Origin of the sequence: Neorhizobium sp. NPDC001467, from assembly GCF_050275975.1 — a bacterium.
Lineage (GTDB): Bacteria > Pseudomonadota > Alphaproteobacteria > Rhizobiales > Rhizobiaceae > Neorhizobium.
Window position 1 is genome coordinate 901,922 of the sequence record NZ_JBNNPS010000001.1, and the last position, 16,143, is coordinate 918,064.

At 60.4% G+C, this 16,143-nt stretch carries 21 protein-coding genes; 16 read left to right on the forward strand and 5 right to left on the reverse strand.

The annotated features are described in order from the left end of the window. Positions 1-341: 341 nt before the first annotated feature. The 5 genes from ACQKKX_RS04470 (at position 342) to ACQKKX_RS04490 (ending at position 4,091) form a co-directional block, all read left to right on the forward strand. Positions 342-1,088, forward strand: a complete 747-nt coding sequence (locus ACQKKX_RS04470; protein ID WP_427569169.1) for a hypothetical protein — start codon at positions 342-344, stop codon at positions 1,086-1,088. A 75-nt stretch (positions 1,089-1,163) separates the two neighbouring features. Beyond that, positions 1,164-2,732 carry a DNA cytosine methyltransferase gene (locus ACQKKX_RS04475; RefSeq protein ID WP_427569171.1) on the forward strand — a complete coding sequence of 523 codons (1,569 nt, stop codon included), beginning with the start codon at positions 1,164-1,166 and terminating at the stop codon, positions 2,730-2,732. A gap of 236 nt (positions 2,733-2,968) precedes the next feature. Further along, a complete protein-coding gene (locus ACQKKX_RS04480; protein ID WP_427569173.1) occupies positions 2,969-3,280 on the forward strand; it encodes a hypothetical protein in 312 nt (103 codons plus the stop codon). Next, positions 3,280-3,702 carry a hypothetical protein gene (locus ACQKKX_RS04485; RefSeq protein WP_427569175.1) on the forward strand — a complete coding sequence of 141 codons (423 nt, stop codon included), beginning with the start codon at positions 3,280-3,282 and terminating at the stop codon, positions 3,700-3,702. Before ACQKKX_RS04480 ends, ACQKKX_RS04485 begins: the two co-directional genes overlap by 1 nt. Continuing rightward, on the forward strand, positions 3,699-4,091 hold the full coding sequence (locus ACQKKX_RS04490) for a hypothetical protein (RefSeq protein WP_427569177.1): 393 nt from the start codon (positions 3,699-3,701) through the stop codon (positions 4,089-4,091). Before ACQKKX_RS04485 ends, ACQKKX_RS04490 begins: the two co-directional genes overlap by 4 nt. A 47-nt stretch (positions 4,092-4,138) precedes the next feature. Here ACQKKX_RS04490 and ACQKKX_RS04495 read toward each other — a convergent pair whose 3' ends face one another. Continuing rightward, positions 4,139-4,807: a hypothetical protein gene (locus tag ACQKKX_RS04495; protein ID WP_427569179.1), complete on the reverse strand. Its 669-nt coding sequence runs from the start codon at positions 4,805-4,807 to the stop codon at positions 4,139-4,141. Positions 4,808-4,944: 137 nt separating this feature from the next. Here ACQKKX_RS04495 and ACQKKX_RS04500 point away from each other — a divergent pair, with 137 nt between their 5' ends. Continuing rightward, on the forward strand, positions 4,945-5,307 hold the full coding sequence (locus tag ACQKKX_RS04500) for a hypothetical protein (RefSeq protein WP_427569181.1): 363 nt from the start codon (positions 4,945-4,947) through the stop codon (positions 5,305-5,307). On the opposite strand, the gene ligD is transcribed toward ACQKKX_RS04500, so the two are convergent. Beyond that, positions 5,308-6,375, reverse strand: coding sequence for a non-homologous end-joining DNA ligase (gene ligD, locus ACQKKX_RS04505; protein WP_427569183.1), 1,068 nt, complete (start codon positions 6,373-6,375; stop codon positions 5,308-5,310). Positions 6,376-6,428: 53 nt separating this feature from the next. Between ligD and ACQKKX_RS04510 the strand changes: the two genes are divergently transcribed. After that, positions 6,429-7,151, forward strand: coding sequence for a hypothetical protein (locus ACQKKX_RS04510; RefSeq protein ID WP_427569185.1), 723 nt, complete (start codon positions 6,429-6,431; stop codon positions 7,149-7,151). A gap of 235 nt (positions 7,152-7,386) precedes the next feature. Here the strand turns inward: ACQKKX_RS04510 and ACQKKX_RS04515 are convergent, their stop codons facing one another. Next, complete coding sequence (locus tag ACQKKX_RS04515) at positions 7,387-7,962, reverse strand: hypothetical protein (protein WP_427569187.1); 576 nt, start codon at positions 7,960-7,962, stop codon at positions 7,387-7,389. A 133-nt stretch (positions 7,963-8,095) separates the two neighbouring features. Between ACQKKX_RS04515 and ACQKKX_RS04520 the strand changes: the two genes are divergently transcribed. The 5 genes from ACQKKX_RS04520 (at position 8,096) to ACQKKX_RS04540 (ending at position 10,346) form a co-directional block, all read left to right on the forward strand. Further along, entirely contained in the window at positions 8,096-8,467 is a 372-nt protein-coding gene (locus tag ACQKKX_RS04520; RefSeq protein ID WP_427569189.1) for a hypothetical protein, read from the forward strand. A 113-nt stretch (positions 8,468-8,580) separates the two neighbouring features. Then, positions 8,581-9,153, forward strand: a complete 573-nt coding sequence (locus ACQKKX_RS04525) for a hypothetical protein (protein WP_427569191.1) — start codon at positions 8,581-8,583, stop codon at positions 9,151-9,153. Between the two features lie 271 nt (positions 9,154-9,424). Next, positions 9,425-9,607 (forward strand): hypothetical protein, encoded by a 183-nt coding sequence (locus ACQKKX_RS04530; protein WP_427569193.1) that lies wholly within the window; start codon positions 9,425-9,427, stop codon positions 9,605-9,607. After that, the gene (locus ACQKKX_RS04535; protein WP_427569195.1) at positions 9,604-10,005 is read left to right on the forward strand and encodes a hypothetical protein; all 402 of its coding nucleotides are present in this window, start codon (positions 9,604-9,606) and stop codon (positions 10,003-10,005) included. The genes ACQKKX_RS04530 and ACQKKX_RS04535 overlap by 4 nt, the downstream gene beginning before the upstream one ends. Continuing rightward, the gene (locus ACQKKX_RS04540; RefSeq protein WP_427569197.1) at positions 10,002-10,346 is read left to right on the forward strand and encodes a hypothetical protein; all 345 of its coding nucleotides are present in this window, start codon (positions 10,002-10,004) and stop codon (positions 10,344-10,346) included. The genes ACQKKX_RS04535 and ACQKKX_RS04540 overlap by 4 nt, the downstream gene beginning before the upstream one ends. Before the next feature lie 353 nt (positions 10,347-10,699). Here the strand turns inward: ACQKKX_RS04540 and ACQKKX_RS04545 are convergent, their stop codons facing one another. Continuing rightward, the gene (locus tag ACQKKX_RS04545) at positions 10,700-10,864 is read right to left on the reverse strand and encodes a hypothetical protein (protein WP_427569199.1); all 165 of its coding nucleotides are present in this window, start codon (positions 10,862-10,864) and stop codon (positions 10,700-10,702) included. A gap of 143 nt (positions 10,865-11,007) precedes the next feature. On the opposite strand from ACQKKX_RS04545, the gene ACQKKX_RS04550 reads away from it, so the two are divergent. After that, positions 11,008-11,706, forward strand: coding sequence for a hypothetical protein (locus tag ACQKKX_RS04550; RefSeq protein ID WP_427569201.1), 699 nt, complete (start codon positions 11,008-11,010; stop codon positions 11,704-11,706). A 299-nt stretch (positions 11,707-12,005) separates the two neighbouring features. On the opposite strand, the gene ACQKKX_RS04555 is transcribed toward ACQKKX_RS04550, so the two are convergent. Beyond that, positions 12,006-13,952: a DNA cytosine methyltransferase gene (locus ACQKKX_RS04555; protein ID WP_427569203.1), complete on the reverse strand. Its 1,947-nt coding sequence runs from the start codon at positions 13,950-13,952 to the stop codon at positions 12,006-12,008. A 183-nt stretch (positions 13,953-14,135) separates the two neighbouring features. Between ACQKKX_RS04555 and ACQKKX_RS04560 the strand changes: the two genes are divergently transcribed. The 3 genes from ACQKKX_RS04560 to ACQKKX_RS04570 are packed head-to-tail and all read left to right on the forward strand — an operon-like array spanning position 14,136 to position 16,111. Beyond that, positions 14,136-14,549 (forward strand): hypothetical protein, encoded by a 414-nt coding sequence (locus ACQKKX_RS04560; protein ID WP_427569205.1) that lies wholly within the window; start codon positions 14,136-14,138, stop codon positions 14,547-14,549. A gap of 10 nt (positions 14,550-14,559) precedes the next feature. Next, positions 14,560-15,447, forward strand: coding sequence for a hypothetical protein (locus ACQKKX_RS04565; RefSeq protein ID WP_427569207.1), 888 nt, complete (start codon positions 14,560-14,562; stop codon positions 15,445-15,447). Then, a complete protein-coding gene (locus ACQKKX_RS04570; protein ID WP_427569209.1) occupies positions 15,425-16,111 on the forward strand; it encodes a hypothetical protein in 687 nt (228 codons plus the stop codon). The genes ACQKKX_RS04565 and ACQKKX_RS04570 overlap by 23 nt, the downstream gene beginning before the upstream one ends. The last annotated feature ends 32 nt before the right edge of the window (positions 16,112-16,143 follow it).

Here is a 16,143-nt window from a genome sequence, read left to right on the forward strand (position 1 = left end):
CGCAGTACGTCTGCGGCTAAGAGACCCTCGTCGATCTCGCTCAGGACGTGGTCGGCGACCCTAACGATCTCTCTGCGGGCAACGACCTCGCCGCCGAGATCATCATGCAGCAAACCATGCTCGAGGAATTCTACACGCTGACGTCGGCCGCGACCGCGCTGCCCGATCTGGTCCGAAGCCGGCAGCCGTCCCGAAGGACTCGCGCATGAATCCTCTTGCGCTGTCCGCCGCCGCCGCACACCATTCATCTACCGCCGGATTCACTCCCTGTCGGTTCCTTCCAACTGCCCCGGCTGCCGCGCGATCAACCGCGCGCCCGGGGTTCTTTTTTGAGGTGACGAATGGCGAAGGATGACGTTTTCCAGTTCGATCTGCGCGGCTTCGAGCGGACTATGAAGACGATCGAGAAGGAGGTGCTGCCGCAAGCGCAGGCCGGGTTCCTAAATGGGATTGCGTTCGGTGCGCGCCGCGGTCTCCTTGCGTACGCCGACAAGAACATCAAGGGTGGACCGAACCCTTGGACGAAGAAGGGATTCGTCGTCGACAAGGCTACCCCGCAGAATCTGGAGGCATCGGTCAGCATCCGCCCGGAGCAAGCAAGGTACATGACCTACCTGATCAACGGCGGCGTTCGACGAGCTGGAGATCCGGGAGCGTCGAAATACGATGTCAGGGTCGACAGCTCCGAGGAATCGAAGAACAAGCTGGGCAACGCGACGAAGGGGTATCTCGGCAGGATCGCGCGGCAGGCGAGAGCCGAGAAAGCCAAGCGGGCAAAACTCGCGGCGAAGCGTGACAGGCTACGCGCGTCAGGCAAGCCCACCGCACCCGCAGGATGGAAGGCCGCCAACACGTCTGGCAAGCCTGGTATCTTGTTCGGCGAGGTCTCCGGCAAGAAGGGGTATTGGCAGCGGCCTCAGGCTCGCAATGGCAAGCTCAAGATGCTCGTGCGCTTTTCGGATGACGCGACGTACAAGCCCTCGTTCCGTTGGGACGACACGATCTCGGCCTCGGTCAAGGATTCGGATCTCGCGAAGATCTACCAGTCCGAGATCACGCGCGCGCTGAAGAAGCTCAACGGCGGCTGATCCTGCCGGCGACGTTTACCTGGGCTCAACGGTCCCACACTATGACCTCAAGGATTCGTGTGTGAGGGTGTGGGAATGCGGTTCATCGAACTTTTCGCCGGTGCCGGTGGCATGGGTCTGGGCCTCGAGGCGGCGGGCATGGAACACCTTCTTAGTTTCGAGCGGGACGCGGCTCCGCACTCCGTCCTCGTTCATGCCGGTAAGACTGCCATCAGGATGGACCTCAAGGATGTCGGCAACGCCTGCCTGGCGATGCGTCATCAGCCGACGCTCATCGCCGGAGGGCCGCCGTGTCAGGATTTCTCGAAAGCGGGCCAGCGAAAGATCACGGACCGCGCGAAGCTGACCCAGCACTTTGCGCAGATCATCTGCGTGGTGCGCCCGGAGTGGTTCGTGTTCGAGAACGTCGAACAAGCAGGAACGTCGAGCCAGTACAAATACGCCCGTGCTCTGTGGAAGCGCCATGGCTACGGCCTGACCGAGCACGTATTCGATGCTCAGGAATACGGCGTTCCGCAGCGTCGAAGGCGGCTTTTCTGCATCGGACGTCTCGGAGAAATCGACGGCTTCCTGCTCGATGACCTGAAAGCTGCTGCCGGCAAGAAGATGGTCGTCCGCGACATCTTGGATCCGGAGCGCGAGGATGACGCGGCTCTGCTCGAGAAAGGCGCGTTCTTTGCAAGGCCTTGGATGGGCAAGAAGGACGAACCGAACGGTCGCGGGATCCTTTCCATAGATGAAGTCTGCCCCACTATAGCAAGACACACTCATGAGAAGCCTGGCCCCTCGTACCAGCCCCATCCGGACGACGCTGCCACTCCGGATGCGGCGCACTACCTCACCATGGAGCAGGTGGCGAGGATCCAAGGTTTTCCGAGCGGATACGATTTCCGCCGAAAGAAGGAAAAATACGCGCGGGAGGGCTGGCCGGACAAGACGATCAACCTCATGGTCGCGAACGCCGTTCCCATGCCGATGGCGCAGAAGATCGGCAAGGTCATCTTCGACCGCCACTACGCTGCGACGCTGCCGAAGCTCGACAAAGGCTTCACGGATTTCCTCTATAAATCACGCAAGCTCGATCCCGTGACGAAGGATGGACTATCGCAGCGAGCGGTGGACAACATCCGATCCCTCGTGAACCGTGCGCTCAGACGCATCGACGGCAAGATGCAGGCTAATCCCTACATGCTCCTGCACGCCCTCGAGACCTCCGTCGCCGGCGACGGGAAGTTCTCTGATTTGACGACCCGGCTTCAGTCCGATCTCCGACAGTGTCTGCTGGAGTATCATAACTACTGCCTGCAGCGGCCGCGGTCTCAGTGGTCGCCGACGACGAAGATGCCTGAATTCCGCGAGCGGTTCCGGAAGGCCAGGAAGCCGGGGAAGTGGAAGGGCGATGCGCTTGCCCCGGCATCAACGCGACCTGTCGTTTCATGGCCGCCTGCCTATTCCGACAGCCAGCTCGATCCCGAGATGGCCGTGTTCGAGACTATCTTCCGGGAAGACTTCGCTCCCGATCCGTACGCACCCCAGCCGCTTGCAGGCGATCCCGACGAGCACTGGCGTCCCGACGGCTACGACGATCCAACGCAGGATCCGCTATACCACGAATACCTGGCAGCGCGGAAAGACGACGACTGACTTGCCTCTCTCTCCGCCGGCACGGACACTATTCCCGTAGTCGAGGAGTAGTGCATGCCCGCAGCCGAACACATCGTCGAAAGATTCCCCACCTGGTCTAGCCGCGTCCGCCGACTACTGCGGCGCGGGTCGACTGGGTCTCGCTCGGCAGTGAATACGACATCGGACACATCGTCAGGCTCTGGCAGTTCGTCATGCGGTTCCGTCTCGACTCCTTGCCGGACGACGGATCCGTCATGTGGCAGCTTGCAGATGTACTGCTCGGACGGCGTTCCGATATCGTCAGTATCCGGGAGGCGGATGTCGTGATCGATCGCCGCCATCTCAAGGACTTCCGCAATGCCATTGATTGGCTGTGGGATCACCTTGTCGACGAGCACGGAGAGCAGCGCTACTGCTTCTCCCGCGACGTCGGTGACTATGTGAGGATCGAGACCGAGCATCCGCCGATCACCGATCTCGAGGATGCCAGGCGCGCCATCGACATCATCAAGGCGCTCGATGACCTGCTGGCCGACAACGTGATCAAGATCTGGGAGGACGCGTGATGTATGTGCCGTACATATCAGCCGAAGACCATTTCGAAAGGTACGACTCGGTCCCTGCAGAGGACAAGCGGCCGCTACCTGAATGCCCCGACTACATCGCAATCGAGTTCTCGCCGCACGAAGCGATCGGCGTACCATTTGCTTCGTACAATAGTGACATCGACGACGACATCCTCAACGTCATGCGAGGCGTGCGCGATGGCCTGTTCTGCACGGACATTGCCGAGAAGCACGGCATGTCCAGAACGCACGTGGAACTGATCCAGGCAATCCTCTGTGGCGCAGAATTGGCAAACTACGGCACCAGTCCCCGCGGCTCCTTCGTAAACTTGGACTCGAAAGACATCTTCCATCGGCTACTGGGCTACTGGGAGCGCCTTCAGGCTGCCGACTACGACGAGAATGAAGCAGGAGATCCATGATGGCACCCCGCAAGCCGAAACCCGCGCCTGACACCGCCGCCGGGCCGTTCATCGAGCAGCCGACCATGAACTACATCACGAATCCTGTGATCGTCGCCCACACGACACCGCGTACTCGCGACGAGATCGCGATCCGTGATGTCGCTAGTCGGGCGATCCATGTCCTTCATCGTCGGGCACCAGTGATAGAGACAGCCGCCAGTGACGACCAGGTGCTCGGACTCCTCGAAAGCGCGGAGGCGGCAGGTCAGTCGCTCCTGCGCATACCTCTGGAAGCCTTGCGGCACATCCTGTCCGCGAGCCTTGAACTGAGCCTTGAGCTTCTCCGAGTTCCTCTCGCCGTTCGATACCGACATCTCCGTCCTCCCAGAAATCACGTAGTGATCTGAGGTGATGATTTGCGTCGTCGATGCCTGGCGCAAACGCGCCGGCGGAATCAGATGAAATGGCGAACGTAGTAGTAGACTTGATCGGCAGCCTTCTCGCCCCGCTCTCGAGCCTTCTTCCTCAGGAGCAGAACATCCGGACGCTTGTCGGCATCTGCGAAGGCGCCCCGGTAGGCCTCCTCAACATCGTCGATGCCGAACAAGGATTCATTGACCGCAAGCTCGAGCAGCGTCCTCTCCGCTGACGCAACCCTATACGGCCGCCCGTCCGCGTCCTCACGGACTTCAACACCCCACGGCAAGTCCACACCCGCCAGCCACTCCAGATCGTAATCGCCCCACTTGGCAGGCTGCGGCATCCGCTCCGGTTGGCTGAGCTGCCGGAAGCCATGCGAGTTCGCGGACGTCCATCCGCGGGCGATGGCCGACTGCATTGCTGTGACATGGGCGACCGGAAACGCCTGACAGAGATCGGCCCATCCGGCTTGCTCCGCATACGAGTCGAGCAGTTCAGCATCCCTGCCGGTCGTCGTGCGGGACTGCTGCAGCCATTCTTGAGCGCGTGCTGTCATCTTGTTCTTGATCCCAACCTCGCCGACGCGGAGCCTCTTTGCCGTGCGCTCGGAGACGTCGAGAACGGCGGCAAGCTGCGGTGCGGATAGTCCAGACGCGGAAAGCCACTTCTGGAAGTCATCCGTCGTCCATACCCGCCGTGCCATAGCCGTCTCCATCTTCGTCGATGACTACTGGGTGCCAGAAATGTGACACCCAGTCAAATGAGGATAGTGCCGACGGTTAAGGGATTGCGATCGCGGACACGGCATGCATGATCTCTGCGGGTGCTGGGGAGATCCTTATGAGATTGATGAATGCAGTAGTCGCGGTGGGGCTTGTCGCATCCGGATCCGCGCATGCCCAGTCCGCGAACATGGTTGGCTACGGCCTATCGTCATGCCGCGACATCGTGGCCACGACCATACAGGATCAGCCTCGGACACTTGAGATCATGGGATGGGTCTTCGGCTACATGTCGGGCCTGAACACCGGAATGATCATCAGCCAGAAGCAGTACCGGGATATCGGTGCGGTCGTGAAGGATGGCGCTGCCGGTGCGCTCACAGTTCCGCTGCTGCGCGCATGCAAGGACAATCCGACGAGAAACTTCGCAGACGTCGTGGGCGAGTTCTACTCGACGCTGCCGATCAGGAACTTCCATTAGCTACTGGTCGATCTCGTAGACATCGTCGGCATCGGCTTTCTCCCGGATGCCTTTGTATGATGCGTGTCTCAGCTTTCCGTCGCCAGTCCACGCTCTGTACTCGACCTCGGCGATGATCTCCGGCTTCACCCAGACCACGTCCTTTCGCTTCAGTGGCAGCGGAGGCTTCGATGTCGTCAGGACATCCATCTGCTTGCGGAGAATGGGCGCATTCCGGGCGTTGAAGCCAGTGCCAACTCCGCCGACATACACGAGGGCCTCTCCCTTCCGCGCCGCGAGCAGGAGACGGCCAATCCCGCTGGGCGCTGCGGTGCTCTTCTCATAACCGATCACGAGAAAGCCATCGCTCTGTACGCACTTGACCTTGACCCACTCGCCACCGCGCCCCGGCTTGTACGGAGCCGTACGATCCTTGCAGATGATACCTTCGAGGTCGTGAGCACACGCTGTCGCGAGTAGAGCTGCCGGATCGTCTGTCTCAATCTCCTGCGACAGCCGGATCCCGCCTGCGGCATCTTCGGGTACCAGGTCTTCGAGAAGTCGGCGCCGATCCTCCTGATCCATTGCCGAGATGTCATGCCCATCGAAGTACAGCAAGTCGAAGGCCATGTAGATGACCTCGTTGGCGATCCGCTTGCCACCACGGCCGCCGAGTGACTGCTGAAGGGCGTTGAAGTCGCTACGGCCCTGTTGGTCGAGCACGACGGCCTCACCATCGAGTATGGCCGTCCCGACGGCAAGGTCGGAAGCGGCTGCGGCGATGGTCGGAAATCTATGCGTCCAGTCATGACCGCCACGAGTGATCAGTCGCACACCGCGGCTGTCCTTGTGGAGCGCTAGCCGATACCCATCCCACTTGACCTCATAGAGCCAGTTCGGCCCCGTCGGCGGTGACGGGCGGAGCAACGCGAGGCACGGCTCGATCCTGTCCGGCATCAGATCGAAAGGCAGCGCCGGCTGCTGTGGGTCGCGAGGACGGCGGCGCTGACCGCGGAGGGCGGCATCATCCTCGGTGAGGAGCGGCGCAGATTTCGGTGGTTTACTCGGATTACGCGGACGCTTGACCATGCGTCCATGGCATCATGGATTGGTTAAATAGCAGTGAGTCGCAGGAGAAGCCGTTGACGAACAGCAAGCCGCCGTCAGGATGGGGAACTGACCCACTTACTCAGTACCTGGAAGACGCGCGCGGCAATCAGTTCGCCACCTTCGACAACAAGCGGCGGGCGATGGCCGACCTCATCGCCATCGACAGGCTATTCCTCAAGCTGCTGCACAGCGCAGTCAATCCTGACCCGAAGATCCCGATGTTCTTCCTCCTGCGTGCCCATGCCGCCTACCGCGCCGCCACGAGTGCTGTAATGGCCGGGCAGCTCTTCGAGGTGCAGGCTCTCCTCAGGTTGTGCCTGGAGCACGCGGGGTACGGTCATTTCATTGGTGGCGACATCAAGAAGTGGGAACGCTGGATGTCTCGTACGGACAGCAAGAAGACCCGCAAAGCCGTCCGTGACGAATTCACCGCTGGCGCCGTCAAAGCCTCCATAAAAGCGGCTTCAGCTCATATCGCTCAAGGGTACGAAACACTCTACGAGCAAGCCCTCGACTATGGGGCGCACCCGAACGAAACTGGCTTCTCGATGTCATCTGCTTTGCGACGGGCTGACGACAGGATCCACTTCGACACCGTCTATCTCCATTCAGACGGACTTGCACTGGACTTCTCTCTGAGGACGACAGCGCAGGTGGGTCTGTGCGTCCTCCGGATCGGACAGCTCATCTACCCGACCCGCTACGAGCTTCAGGGCATCCGTCACGATCTCGACGTCATCAGGCAGCGGTACTAGCGGACTGGCCGATCCTTCGCGATCCCATACCTGTTGCCAATCACCCCGCCTATCAGAGCGAAGATGACGGCTGCCGGCACGCCCGCCGCGCCGCCCATCGCGGCGATGCCTACGCCTCCGATCATGAGACCGAGCACGGCTCCTGCCACAACCCCGATGACTGACCATCTCGTTTCCGCAGGACGGGCCTTGGCCGCAGCCGTGAACTTCTGAGCACCTGATGCTAGCTTCTGCTTCATTTTGCTTTCCACCCCTTCAGGAACTGCGCGAAGAACGACTTGATGTTGTCGTTGACATAGGGGGCCATCTCCCGAACCACGTTCTGCTCACCATACCCGGAAGCGATCATCGGATGCTCCCAGAGCACTAGATCACCGCCCCGGGGCACGGACTCAGGATTGTCGGGTCTCGCATCCTGCTCAATGGCGTTGCTGTAGAATCTCCGCGCTTCCAAGTTTACGTGGACTGCTGTCAGCCCTCCCGCGCCAGTCGTTGCGAGCGTCTCCAGTTCTAGGATGAGAGGCGTTCCGAGCTTTCCGGCGTTCAGATACATCTGGAAGGAATTCTCGTCCTTGCTGATGCGATGAGGTATTTCCGAATTCTCCGCCAGATAGTTGAATTCTGCGCTGGCGCTTTGACAGATGGCATCCGCTATAGCCTTGTGCTGTGAGTTCGGCTCGCAGCGCAGCAAAATACCTGTCCACCCCTTGAACTGCTTGATGATGAACGCGCGCTCTTCGTCGTCCTCTTGCGCGAATGCTGTCGATAAAGTGGACGCTACCAGCACGGCAGCCAGTACGATTGCTCTCATGATCCCTCAACCCTTGCGTCGGCAGACAGTACTGAGAGGCCACTTTCCCGACAAGCCGAATCCTGCCGGCGTTTGCGCGGGGCACCGATAGCCCGCACCATTCTCTCAGGCACCAAAGTACAGGGAGGGTGATATGAGCATTGTTGAGTGGCAGTCGGTTGATGAGGACAGGCTGACTGGGTTCGTCGGTCAAGAGCACGTCTTCGATATCATGCCATGGGCAGAGGAAGCCAATCGGTGGCCGTGGCAGTTGCAGATTAGGAGCGACCTCTTCTGCCAAGGCGAGTACGTGCGGGCGGCCAGGACGCAAGAGGAAGCCAAGCTTCTCGCCGAAGATCTGACTCGTTATGCCTTCGTCGCTTTGAACGTCGTCCCTGCCGATCCCGACGTCGCGGCCGCCTTTTTCGTTCCCCGAGATGATCCGGAACGGAAATCCGGAGACGAAATGATCCGGTCTCGACACAACTGGCTTCGCGAAACTGGATGGTACGATCCGACAGTCTGACCCCCACAAGCCGCCTCCGGGCGGCTTTTCCATGCCCGTCGATTCCTGCCGGCGCTTGCGCCGCGCACGGCCAGCGCACACCATTCTTCTGGCACCTGAACGAGGAGGATGTGATGCCGGTGATTTTGGAACTGGAAGAATACGAGGCAGACCTCGTCGTGGCCGCACTCATGGAAGGCCGTATCCGGCTGATGAAGGAGTGGGGAGAGCGCTGGAGATCACCGGATCGCAGCCCCTTTGAAGACGACCTTGCTCACAACGATGCCGACATCGTGGCAGTCGCTGAAATCCGGGAGCGTCTCAAGGAAGGCATCATGTGGCAACGCTTCTGCCAGGAGAGGTCTGCAGATCCTGAAAAGAGGGTCAGCGTCGCATGGCACCATGAACACGGTTGGCTGCCTTCCGCCGACTTCATCGAGAAGCCGATGAGTGCGCTCTCGATCAGGATCAGATGTCGCCCGGCACCTGGACTACGCTGCCTGAGGATGCCGAGGACTGGATGTTCGACATCACGGATCCCAAGGACAAGATCGTCGTCGCTGCCGCCGACGGCAGCCTTCACTTCACGCGAGCATGTAACCGCAGAATTCGGCTACGACGTCGAGGAAATCGATCTGCAGAATGCGAAGGGTGCCGCGAGAGCCGGAGCTTCGCGGACCGTACACCGTCTCCGAAGGTGCCGGTGAGATGGGGCCAACACATCAGCAAGATCGTCAAGGCGCTGCAGAACAAGTCGGTGATGGATGCGATCATGAAGATGGTCGGACAAGAAGTAACATGATCATTCGATCGTATTCTTGCTACTAAAAAAACTCATGCAAAAGTCCGTTATGACCGAAATAACACAATGAGAAAAAACGCCTATCAAACCCACAGAATCAACGGAAAAGCTGTTGACGCAGAACGAGACATCCGGCCTTTCTGTACGCGTACTCAACGCACAGAGAGGCTAGTACCGTGTACCTTTGCGACTTCCTGACCATCGATGGAGAACGGTTCTTCATCAGCGCCAACACCCGCACGAAGCAGTTGCGCTTCGAGCACGTCTCGAACGAAGAGTTCGAGAAGTTCGTCCTCGCGCTCATCGCACCGATCGAAGGCGAGTCCGCCTCGATGATGGAATTGGAGGTGTCGGCATGAGCACCGTCAGTTACCGTCTCCCGATGCCTTTGGTCGATGTCAACCAAGCTTTTGCGAACGTCGCCGAACTGGAGGACGTGCTGGTATCGCTCCACAAGCGCGCGATGTGGTTCCTGTCGACCCGCAGCTCGGTCGAAGTCGATGAGGAATATGCTGACCTCGGCGTCTACGTCTGGAGCGTGAAGGTCGACGAGGAATTCGTCACACACGTTGAACTCGCTGAGCGCCGTCACGCAATCTCGCACTATCCGGAGGATGCGCTCTGGTTGGCGTTCGATGGTGTCTGGACGCTTCGTCGTGTCGAGGAAGCGATGAACTCCGACAACTGGATCGCGTCCTTCCTTGCTCTAGGCGTCGACCAATACCTCGGGAAGTTTACGGGAGGGGGTCTGCATTGATTCCCGATCCAACGCTGGACGCCATCTGCGCGGCAAACAGTGCACTTCTCTTACGGCTGGAGACGATTTCTCAAGCCGAAATGAGTACGCAGTTCCCAGCCGACTTGGAACTCGTCATGACGTTTGGACATGACGATGAGGTATGGACGCTTCACATTGTGCCGAAGAATGGCGCGCGCTTCCACAATGCCGTGGTCTACCATTGCGGCGTGCCCGACAACGTCTTCAACGTCGGAGATATCGCAGCGTATCTCACAACCCCGGCTTGGTCGGAGACTTTGATCCGCATGAGCCAGGACTACGATGCCTTTCATGGTCCGAACCCGGTGAAGCTCGACTGACCTCTGAAGCCCCCGATTTCCCGGGAGCTTCATTTTTCTCGTGATGTCATCTCGAATCTTGGAGACGGCCAGGCAGCGCTCTCTCCAGACACTGATCTGAGACGAGCCAGAATGCTCGCTAAACCTCCGACATCAGAAGCCGCCACCATGTCCTACTCGGGCACGGTTAGGCGCGCGCTGTCGTCTGGGAACGTCTCCTCAGTCCGGTTTCCGTCAACACTGAGACCGGCAGCTTCACGGTCGTTGTGAAGGATCGCGCAAATCTCTGCGATGCTGTCGGGGCACAGCCTGGAACCCCTCGTTCTACGGTATGTACGCCAAGTCAACCAAAGAGGCCGCCTCCAAGAGACAGCCTATTTGGTGGCGCCACGTTTGATCTCAAACCCTTGAAACCATGAACTGCCTTGGAAAGCTTGCCCTAAGGGAAATCTATCAGGCGTGGGGTCCATCTCCACGTCAATATCATCCTTGCCGGCTGCGGATGATGCAAGCGCATCGCTCCAAAATCTATTGCTCATGCCATCGGCTCGTATTCGGAAATGCCAGGACCAGCGGCAATTTCTTCATTTCCGATAAGGAAACTTACCGGAACCCAGTTCTCAGAGCAGCAATACGAGCCTTTTGTATGGAACGCTCGTAAGGTTCAAGATGCCGTCAGCAAATGCCTAAAGACCCACGTATCGAGCAGCTCGTCCAGGACGCGCGACGGATCGCAAGGAAGGCGGGCAGGGAGGTCGATGCCATCGACCTGATGAACCTCGTTCCGCCGATGCTGCCTCTGCGGGGAGGAGAGCGGCGCTCCGTCTGCCTACATGAGGCAGGACATGCGGTCGTAGGCCTCGCTCTCGAGGTCGGCGACATCGAGATGATTGTGGTGCCGAAGGAAGCGGGACACATGGACAGCACTTCCGGTCACGTGCAGTGGATCAGGCCGAGGGGGCATAACCGCAGCAGGGAGTCGTACCTGGACGAGATCTGCATGCTGCTGGCTGGAATGGCGGCGGAGCGCGTCCATCTCGGCACGGAGTATGACGGCTCCGGCGGCCTCATGGGATCCGATCTCCAGCAGGCGGTCGATCTCGCCACGCTGATGTTCGTGAGCCTCGGCCTCGAGGCCCTGCAGTTCAATGAAGTCACGACAGCGGCTGAACTCGAGGAGTTGCGAAGGTCGGATCCTGTACTCCGCCGCCGTATCGAGCGGCTTCTGGAGGATCAGCTCGCACGCGCCGAGGCGATCATCCGGGAACGGGAGGACCTGATGGAAGCGCTTGTGGCTGTCATGCTAGATCGTGAAGTTGTTATGGGGCGCGAGGTGCTACGGCTGTTCCGCGGCGACTCAGGCACTGCCTCGGCGACGTGACAGCGGGTTGCTTCTCGGGTGGACGAGGATGCCTTCGCGCCTCGTCCACTACCAGACCTTCATCACCTGCTACTCGACCATCGATGAAATGCCGCTGGCGTGGCCCCCGCTGCAGTCGCATTGCGTAGGAGGCTCGGCGTCACGGAAGCCGGGGTTTAGATGAGCAGGCGTTGGCGATCTTCGTCCACAGCCCCACGATGCCTTTCTGGTCGAGGTCTCTGATGCGTGTAACAAAGTCAGGAGGCTTTTTCTTATCCGTCTTTCTTCGTCGGGCCTCTATCACGGAAGGACGCCTCAACTCAGACGGCAGCTTCGCTGCGTGACGGTTCGATGATGCCGAACTCGGCCTGCAGAGGAGGGGCCTCAACCCTGATCCGGGCCTCGCCAGGCCACAGCATCGCCTCCATGTCCCATGTCACTCCTGTCATTGCCGCGTACATCGCCAGTCCGACCGCCTGCGCCAGCCTTGCCGGAACGGCGTTGCCGATCTGGTCCGCGGTCGCCTGCTTGCCGCCCGCAAACTCCCAGTGATCCGGGAAATCCTGAAGTCGTGCGCGCATCCGGGCAGTGAGCGCGGGCATGAAACCCGGCTTAGCAGCTTCCTCCGCTGTCGGAGCCCTCTCAGGCAGCCCCGCGATATCGACGCACTTTCTCGCCCAGCGTGCAGCTTCCTTCTCCCGCGGCGTCCCGCGGCGCGTCACTATGGTGGATGCAAGCACGCCCCGTACGACGACGTTGCCCTCCCTGTCGAAAACAGGCTGCTCGCGACGCGCGCGGGCCCACTCGTAGGCTCCCGTCCAACCGTTCTCCGCCATCAGATCGACGAGAGCGTCGCCGATGTTCGTTCTGCGGTTCGGGAAGGCGGGCGGCATCCTGAATGCTCCCATCAGATCCTTCCGGAGGCCGACGATGAGGACGCGGCTGCGCTCCTGGGCGATCCCATAGTCCTCGGCTTTCATCCGGTGGATGTCGACGTGGTATCCCGCCTTGCGGTACCGTCGGAGGATGTCGGCGACGTGATCGGCGTGCCGGGCGTGCAGGAACCCGTCCACATTCTCCCATACGAATGCCTTCGGCCGGACCTCCATCACTACCCTGACGCCTTCGAGCATCAGATCGCGCGGATCTTCCTTCCCAAGTCCTTCGCCATCGGACGAGTAGGGCTGGCAGGGCAGACCTCCCGTCACGAGCGCGATTTTCTGGTTCCGGTATGACCGGAAGTCGATCTTCCGGATGTCCTTCTCGATCACGGGCCAGTCCGGCCGATTGCGGCGGAGGGTGGCCGCCGCATGCTTGTCGCACTCGAACAGAGCCATGTGACGGAAGCCCGCCTTCTCGAGGCCGATGGCCATGCCTCCCGCTCCGGCGCAGAGCTCGAGGACGCGCAGATGATCGTAGGCGGGAGGCAGCGCGGCTAGCGCCGGCCCTTTGTCGCGGTCAGCGCCAGTCGGCAGCGGATACCCCGTCAACCTCTGCAGCGCCGCGAGGGTGCTGCTGTCGGACCGTGGTCCAACACAGCCTTCAGGGTAGTGTTCGACACATCCGAAGCGGCCCTCGGCGATGCGGACAAGAGCCTGGTAGGCAGACGGCATGACGCTGCGGTGCGAGCCTGCCCTGATGCCCTCGAGCGATGTCATGCGGTCGCCGAAGAGCGCCTGGAACTCCTTCAGAAGCGCTGCCGCCTCCAGGCGGATTGCTTCAGACTGTGCTACCTCGTTCAGCCGCCGCGGGGCATAGTTGATTAGCTGTGCCCATAGGATTCGCACCTTTTCCTGGAATGCGGAAGCGTGGTCGGTGCTGCGGGCGCGAGCCGCTGCGGCGACCATCCGGCTGTGCTTCTTACTGAGGACCTGGCGGGGTGTCAGCTTCGCTTCGCGCAGGCGTTTCCTGACCGCAGCAATCTCTCGGTCATCGATCCTGGCGCCTATGTCCATGCGCTCGAGAATTTCACGGCGCGCTTCCGGTTCGGCCGCGACCAGGGCCTTCATGACCGGAAACGATACACGGGCCTTTGTCAGAGCGGGTTCGCACCCTCTGAGGACCTTGCCGAAGCGGACGTAGGTGTTGAGTTCGGATACGGGCAGGTTGCACGAAACGCGCAGGAATTCCCGCGCCTCCCGCTCGGTTACCACTTCAAGCAGTTTCTCGACTTCCACCGCCATCTCGAGGATTCGACTCGTCATCTGCTTCTGGAGCGCGACGATGCGCTTCTTCGTCGCCGCCAGTGCCTCCGCCTCAGGATTCATGCTGCCCTCATGATGTGTCGAAATCGGTCATCACCCGATACCGGTGCATCTCTTAAGGGCCCGGGAAGGGATTCGCTCAAATGCGATCGATCAACGAAATCATAGCGATGAGACGTCTGCTTAACCTGGTCGAAGGGACTCATGCCGATAATCCGGCAGTAACCGAACAGATTGGTAGACATCATGGAACACTCGTCGGCGCCACTTGAGGGGATCGCTGTCATCGTCGTGGACGCTCCGTCGGAGACGCCGCGCATCGAGAAGGCGCTCTCCCAGGCAGGCGCCGCCGTTTTCATCGCTGATGGAGTCGAGGCCTGCCGTGCCATTCTCGAGAAGATCCAACCCCATTTCGCTGTCATCGATCCCGAAGAGGCTGGTGGAAGGGGACCTCAGAGTGCTGCCTGGATGCTCTTCGGCCACCCTGAGATCCGCACCATCGTATATTCCTCCGCTCCTCAGTCTGGCTTGGACGGAAAGCCTCTATGGCTGATCTTCAAGGACCGCCCGGTCGCGGACGTGGTCGACGCGGTGCTCGCTCGCGTCCGGGACCCGGACTGGCTGAAGAAGGGTGGGGACGACATGAGACCACCGTTGTGAGGTCGAAGCCTTGAGAGGCGAAACTCCTGACGAAGGCCTGATCGCCGCCGGGATCGACGCATCCCGCCAGCACACCGGCGGGCTGGCGGGACAACTGGGCTATCGTTTCCAGACGCTCGTCGTAGTGCGGGACATTCTCGAATGCGCAGCAGACAATTCCGGCGACAATCCGCTGTTCATCCAGGAAGCGAGGGATTCCTTCACCGACGATCTACACGTCATCTGGAGTCCCGATGCTCGGAACCACTCTCAGATCAAGGCCGTGAAGGACCTGTCCTGGGAGGCGGATCTGGTTCGGCAGTTCAAGGACGAGCACCGGAGGTATCCGCGCGCGAACCTATACCTCGTGGTCGATGCTGAGAGCACGAGAAAGTCCATGGCCGCCAACAGGCACCACCACGAGCTCGGATACGTGGTTGTCGAGTGTGTCGACAGAGGGTGGATTCACTGTCCGCACCTGAACCTCGCGATCTGCAGGTGGCTCGGGCAGCTAAGTCTGATGCCAGCACATCCGACCCGCAACGCGGCGATGTGGAACCACATCTATTCGACCTGGGTGAACATCTTCGGCGGCGGTACCGCACACATCAAGAAGCTCTTCGCCGAGATCAGCAGGACGTCGGGATACACGATCTCGTCCCTGAAGCCGACGACGCGCGCGATAGACCAAATCGTCGCCGGGCTGCGGGATGCGGTAAAGGGCTTGGAGTTCGCAGCCGACGGCTACACGATTGTCGCCACGACGCAGCGAGGCCGCGTCCTTGTACCGATCCCCGTCGATTGGGCGAGGATCGACTCGGAATTCTGGACCAGTTACCCTACCGATCCATGGGCATTCCTGGATACGTTTGGAGGATTTAAGAGTGACATCGATGATGAGCTCGACGACGACTGGTAAGGTTCTGCGAGATCCGGCGTCGGGCCGCCTGGAACTTCACAACGCCATCAAGGAATCGCTGCCGGATGTGCACCGGAAGGTCTTGAAGGCGGTATCCGGATGCAAGCGGATCTACCTGGTGGGCAATGGATACGACTTCGACGAGTTCTCGGCGCGACTAGCCAGATCGCTTGGCGATGTCCTCTCCGGGGCTGCGTGTCTCTGGATGAAGCCAATGCCGCATCCGTTTCCAAACGGATGGCGCTCCTTTCTTGTTGCGCAGGAGATGGTCGAGCCGACCGCTGGCGACGAAACGGCCCTGGTGCTTGGCCAGTCGGTCGTCGCAGACGAGTTCGAACTTGTCACAGCGGCCGGGCGGGTCTGGGAAGGCGCCGCATTCGAACGGGTGGTGATCGCGGGCGCAATGATCGAGCGGAAGGTCGGAAAGAACCTGGCAGCGCATTTCCAATCGCACCTGTCCGTCGAGGTACAGTTTGCGCCGCACGAGGTCTCGGACGAAGATCTGTCCGAGGTACGCGACCGAGTTCTGGAAACCCTGGACGACCGACCTGTGAAGCTGATCCCGCCGATGTTGAAGTGGATGATGCGGCGTGAGTTCGGCCCTCGGCCGGGAAACGATTCGGCTCCTCAGGTCTCCGCTCCGCCTCGACGCCCGGGTCGATGACGGCGGCCAACGGATCGCCAGCCCACCGCCGC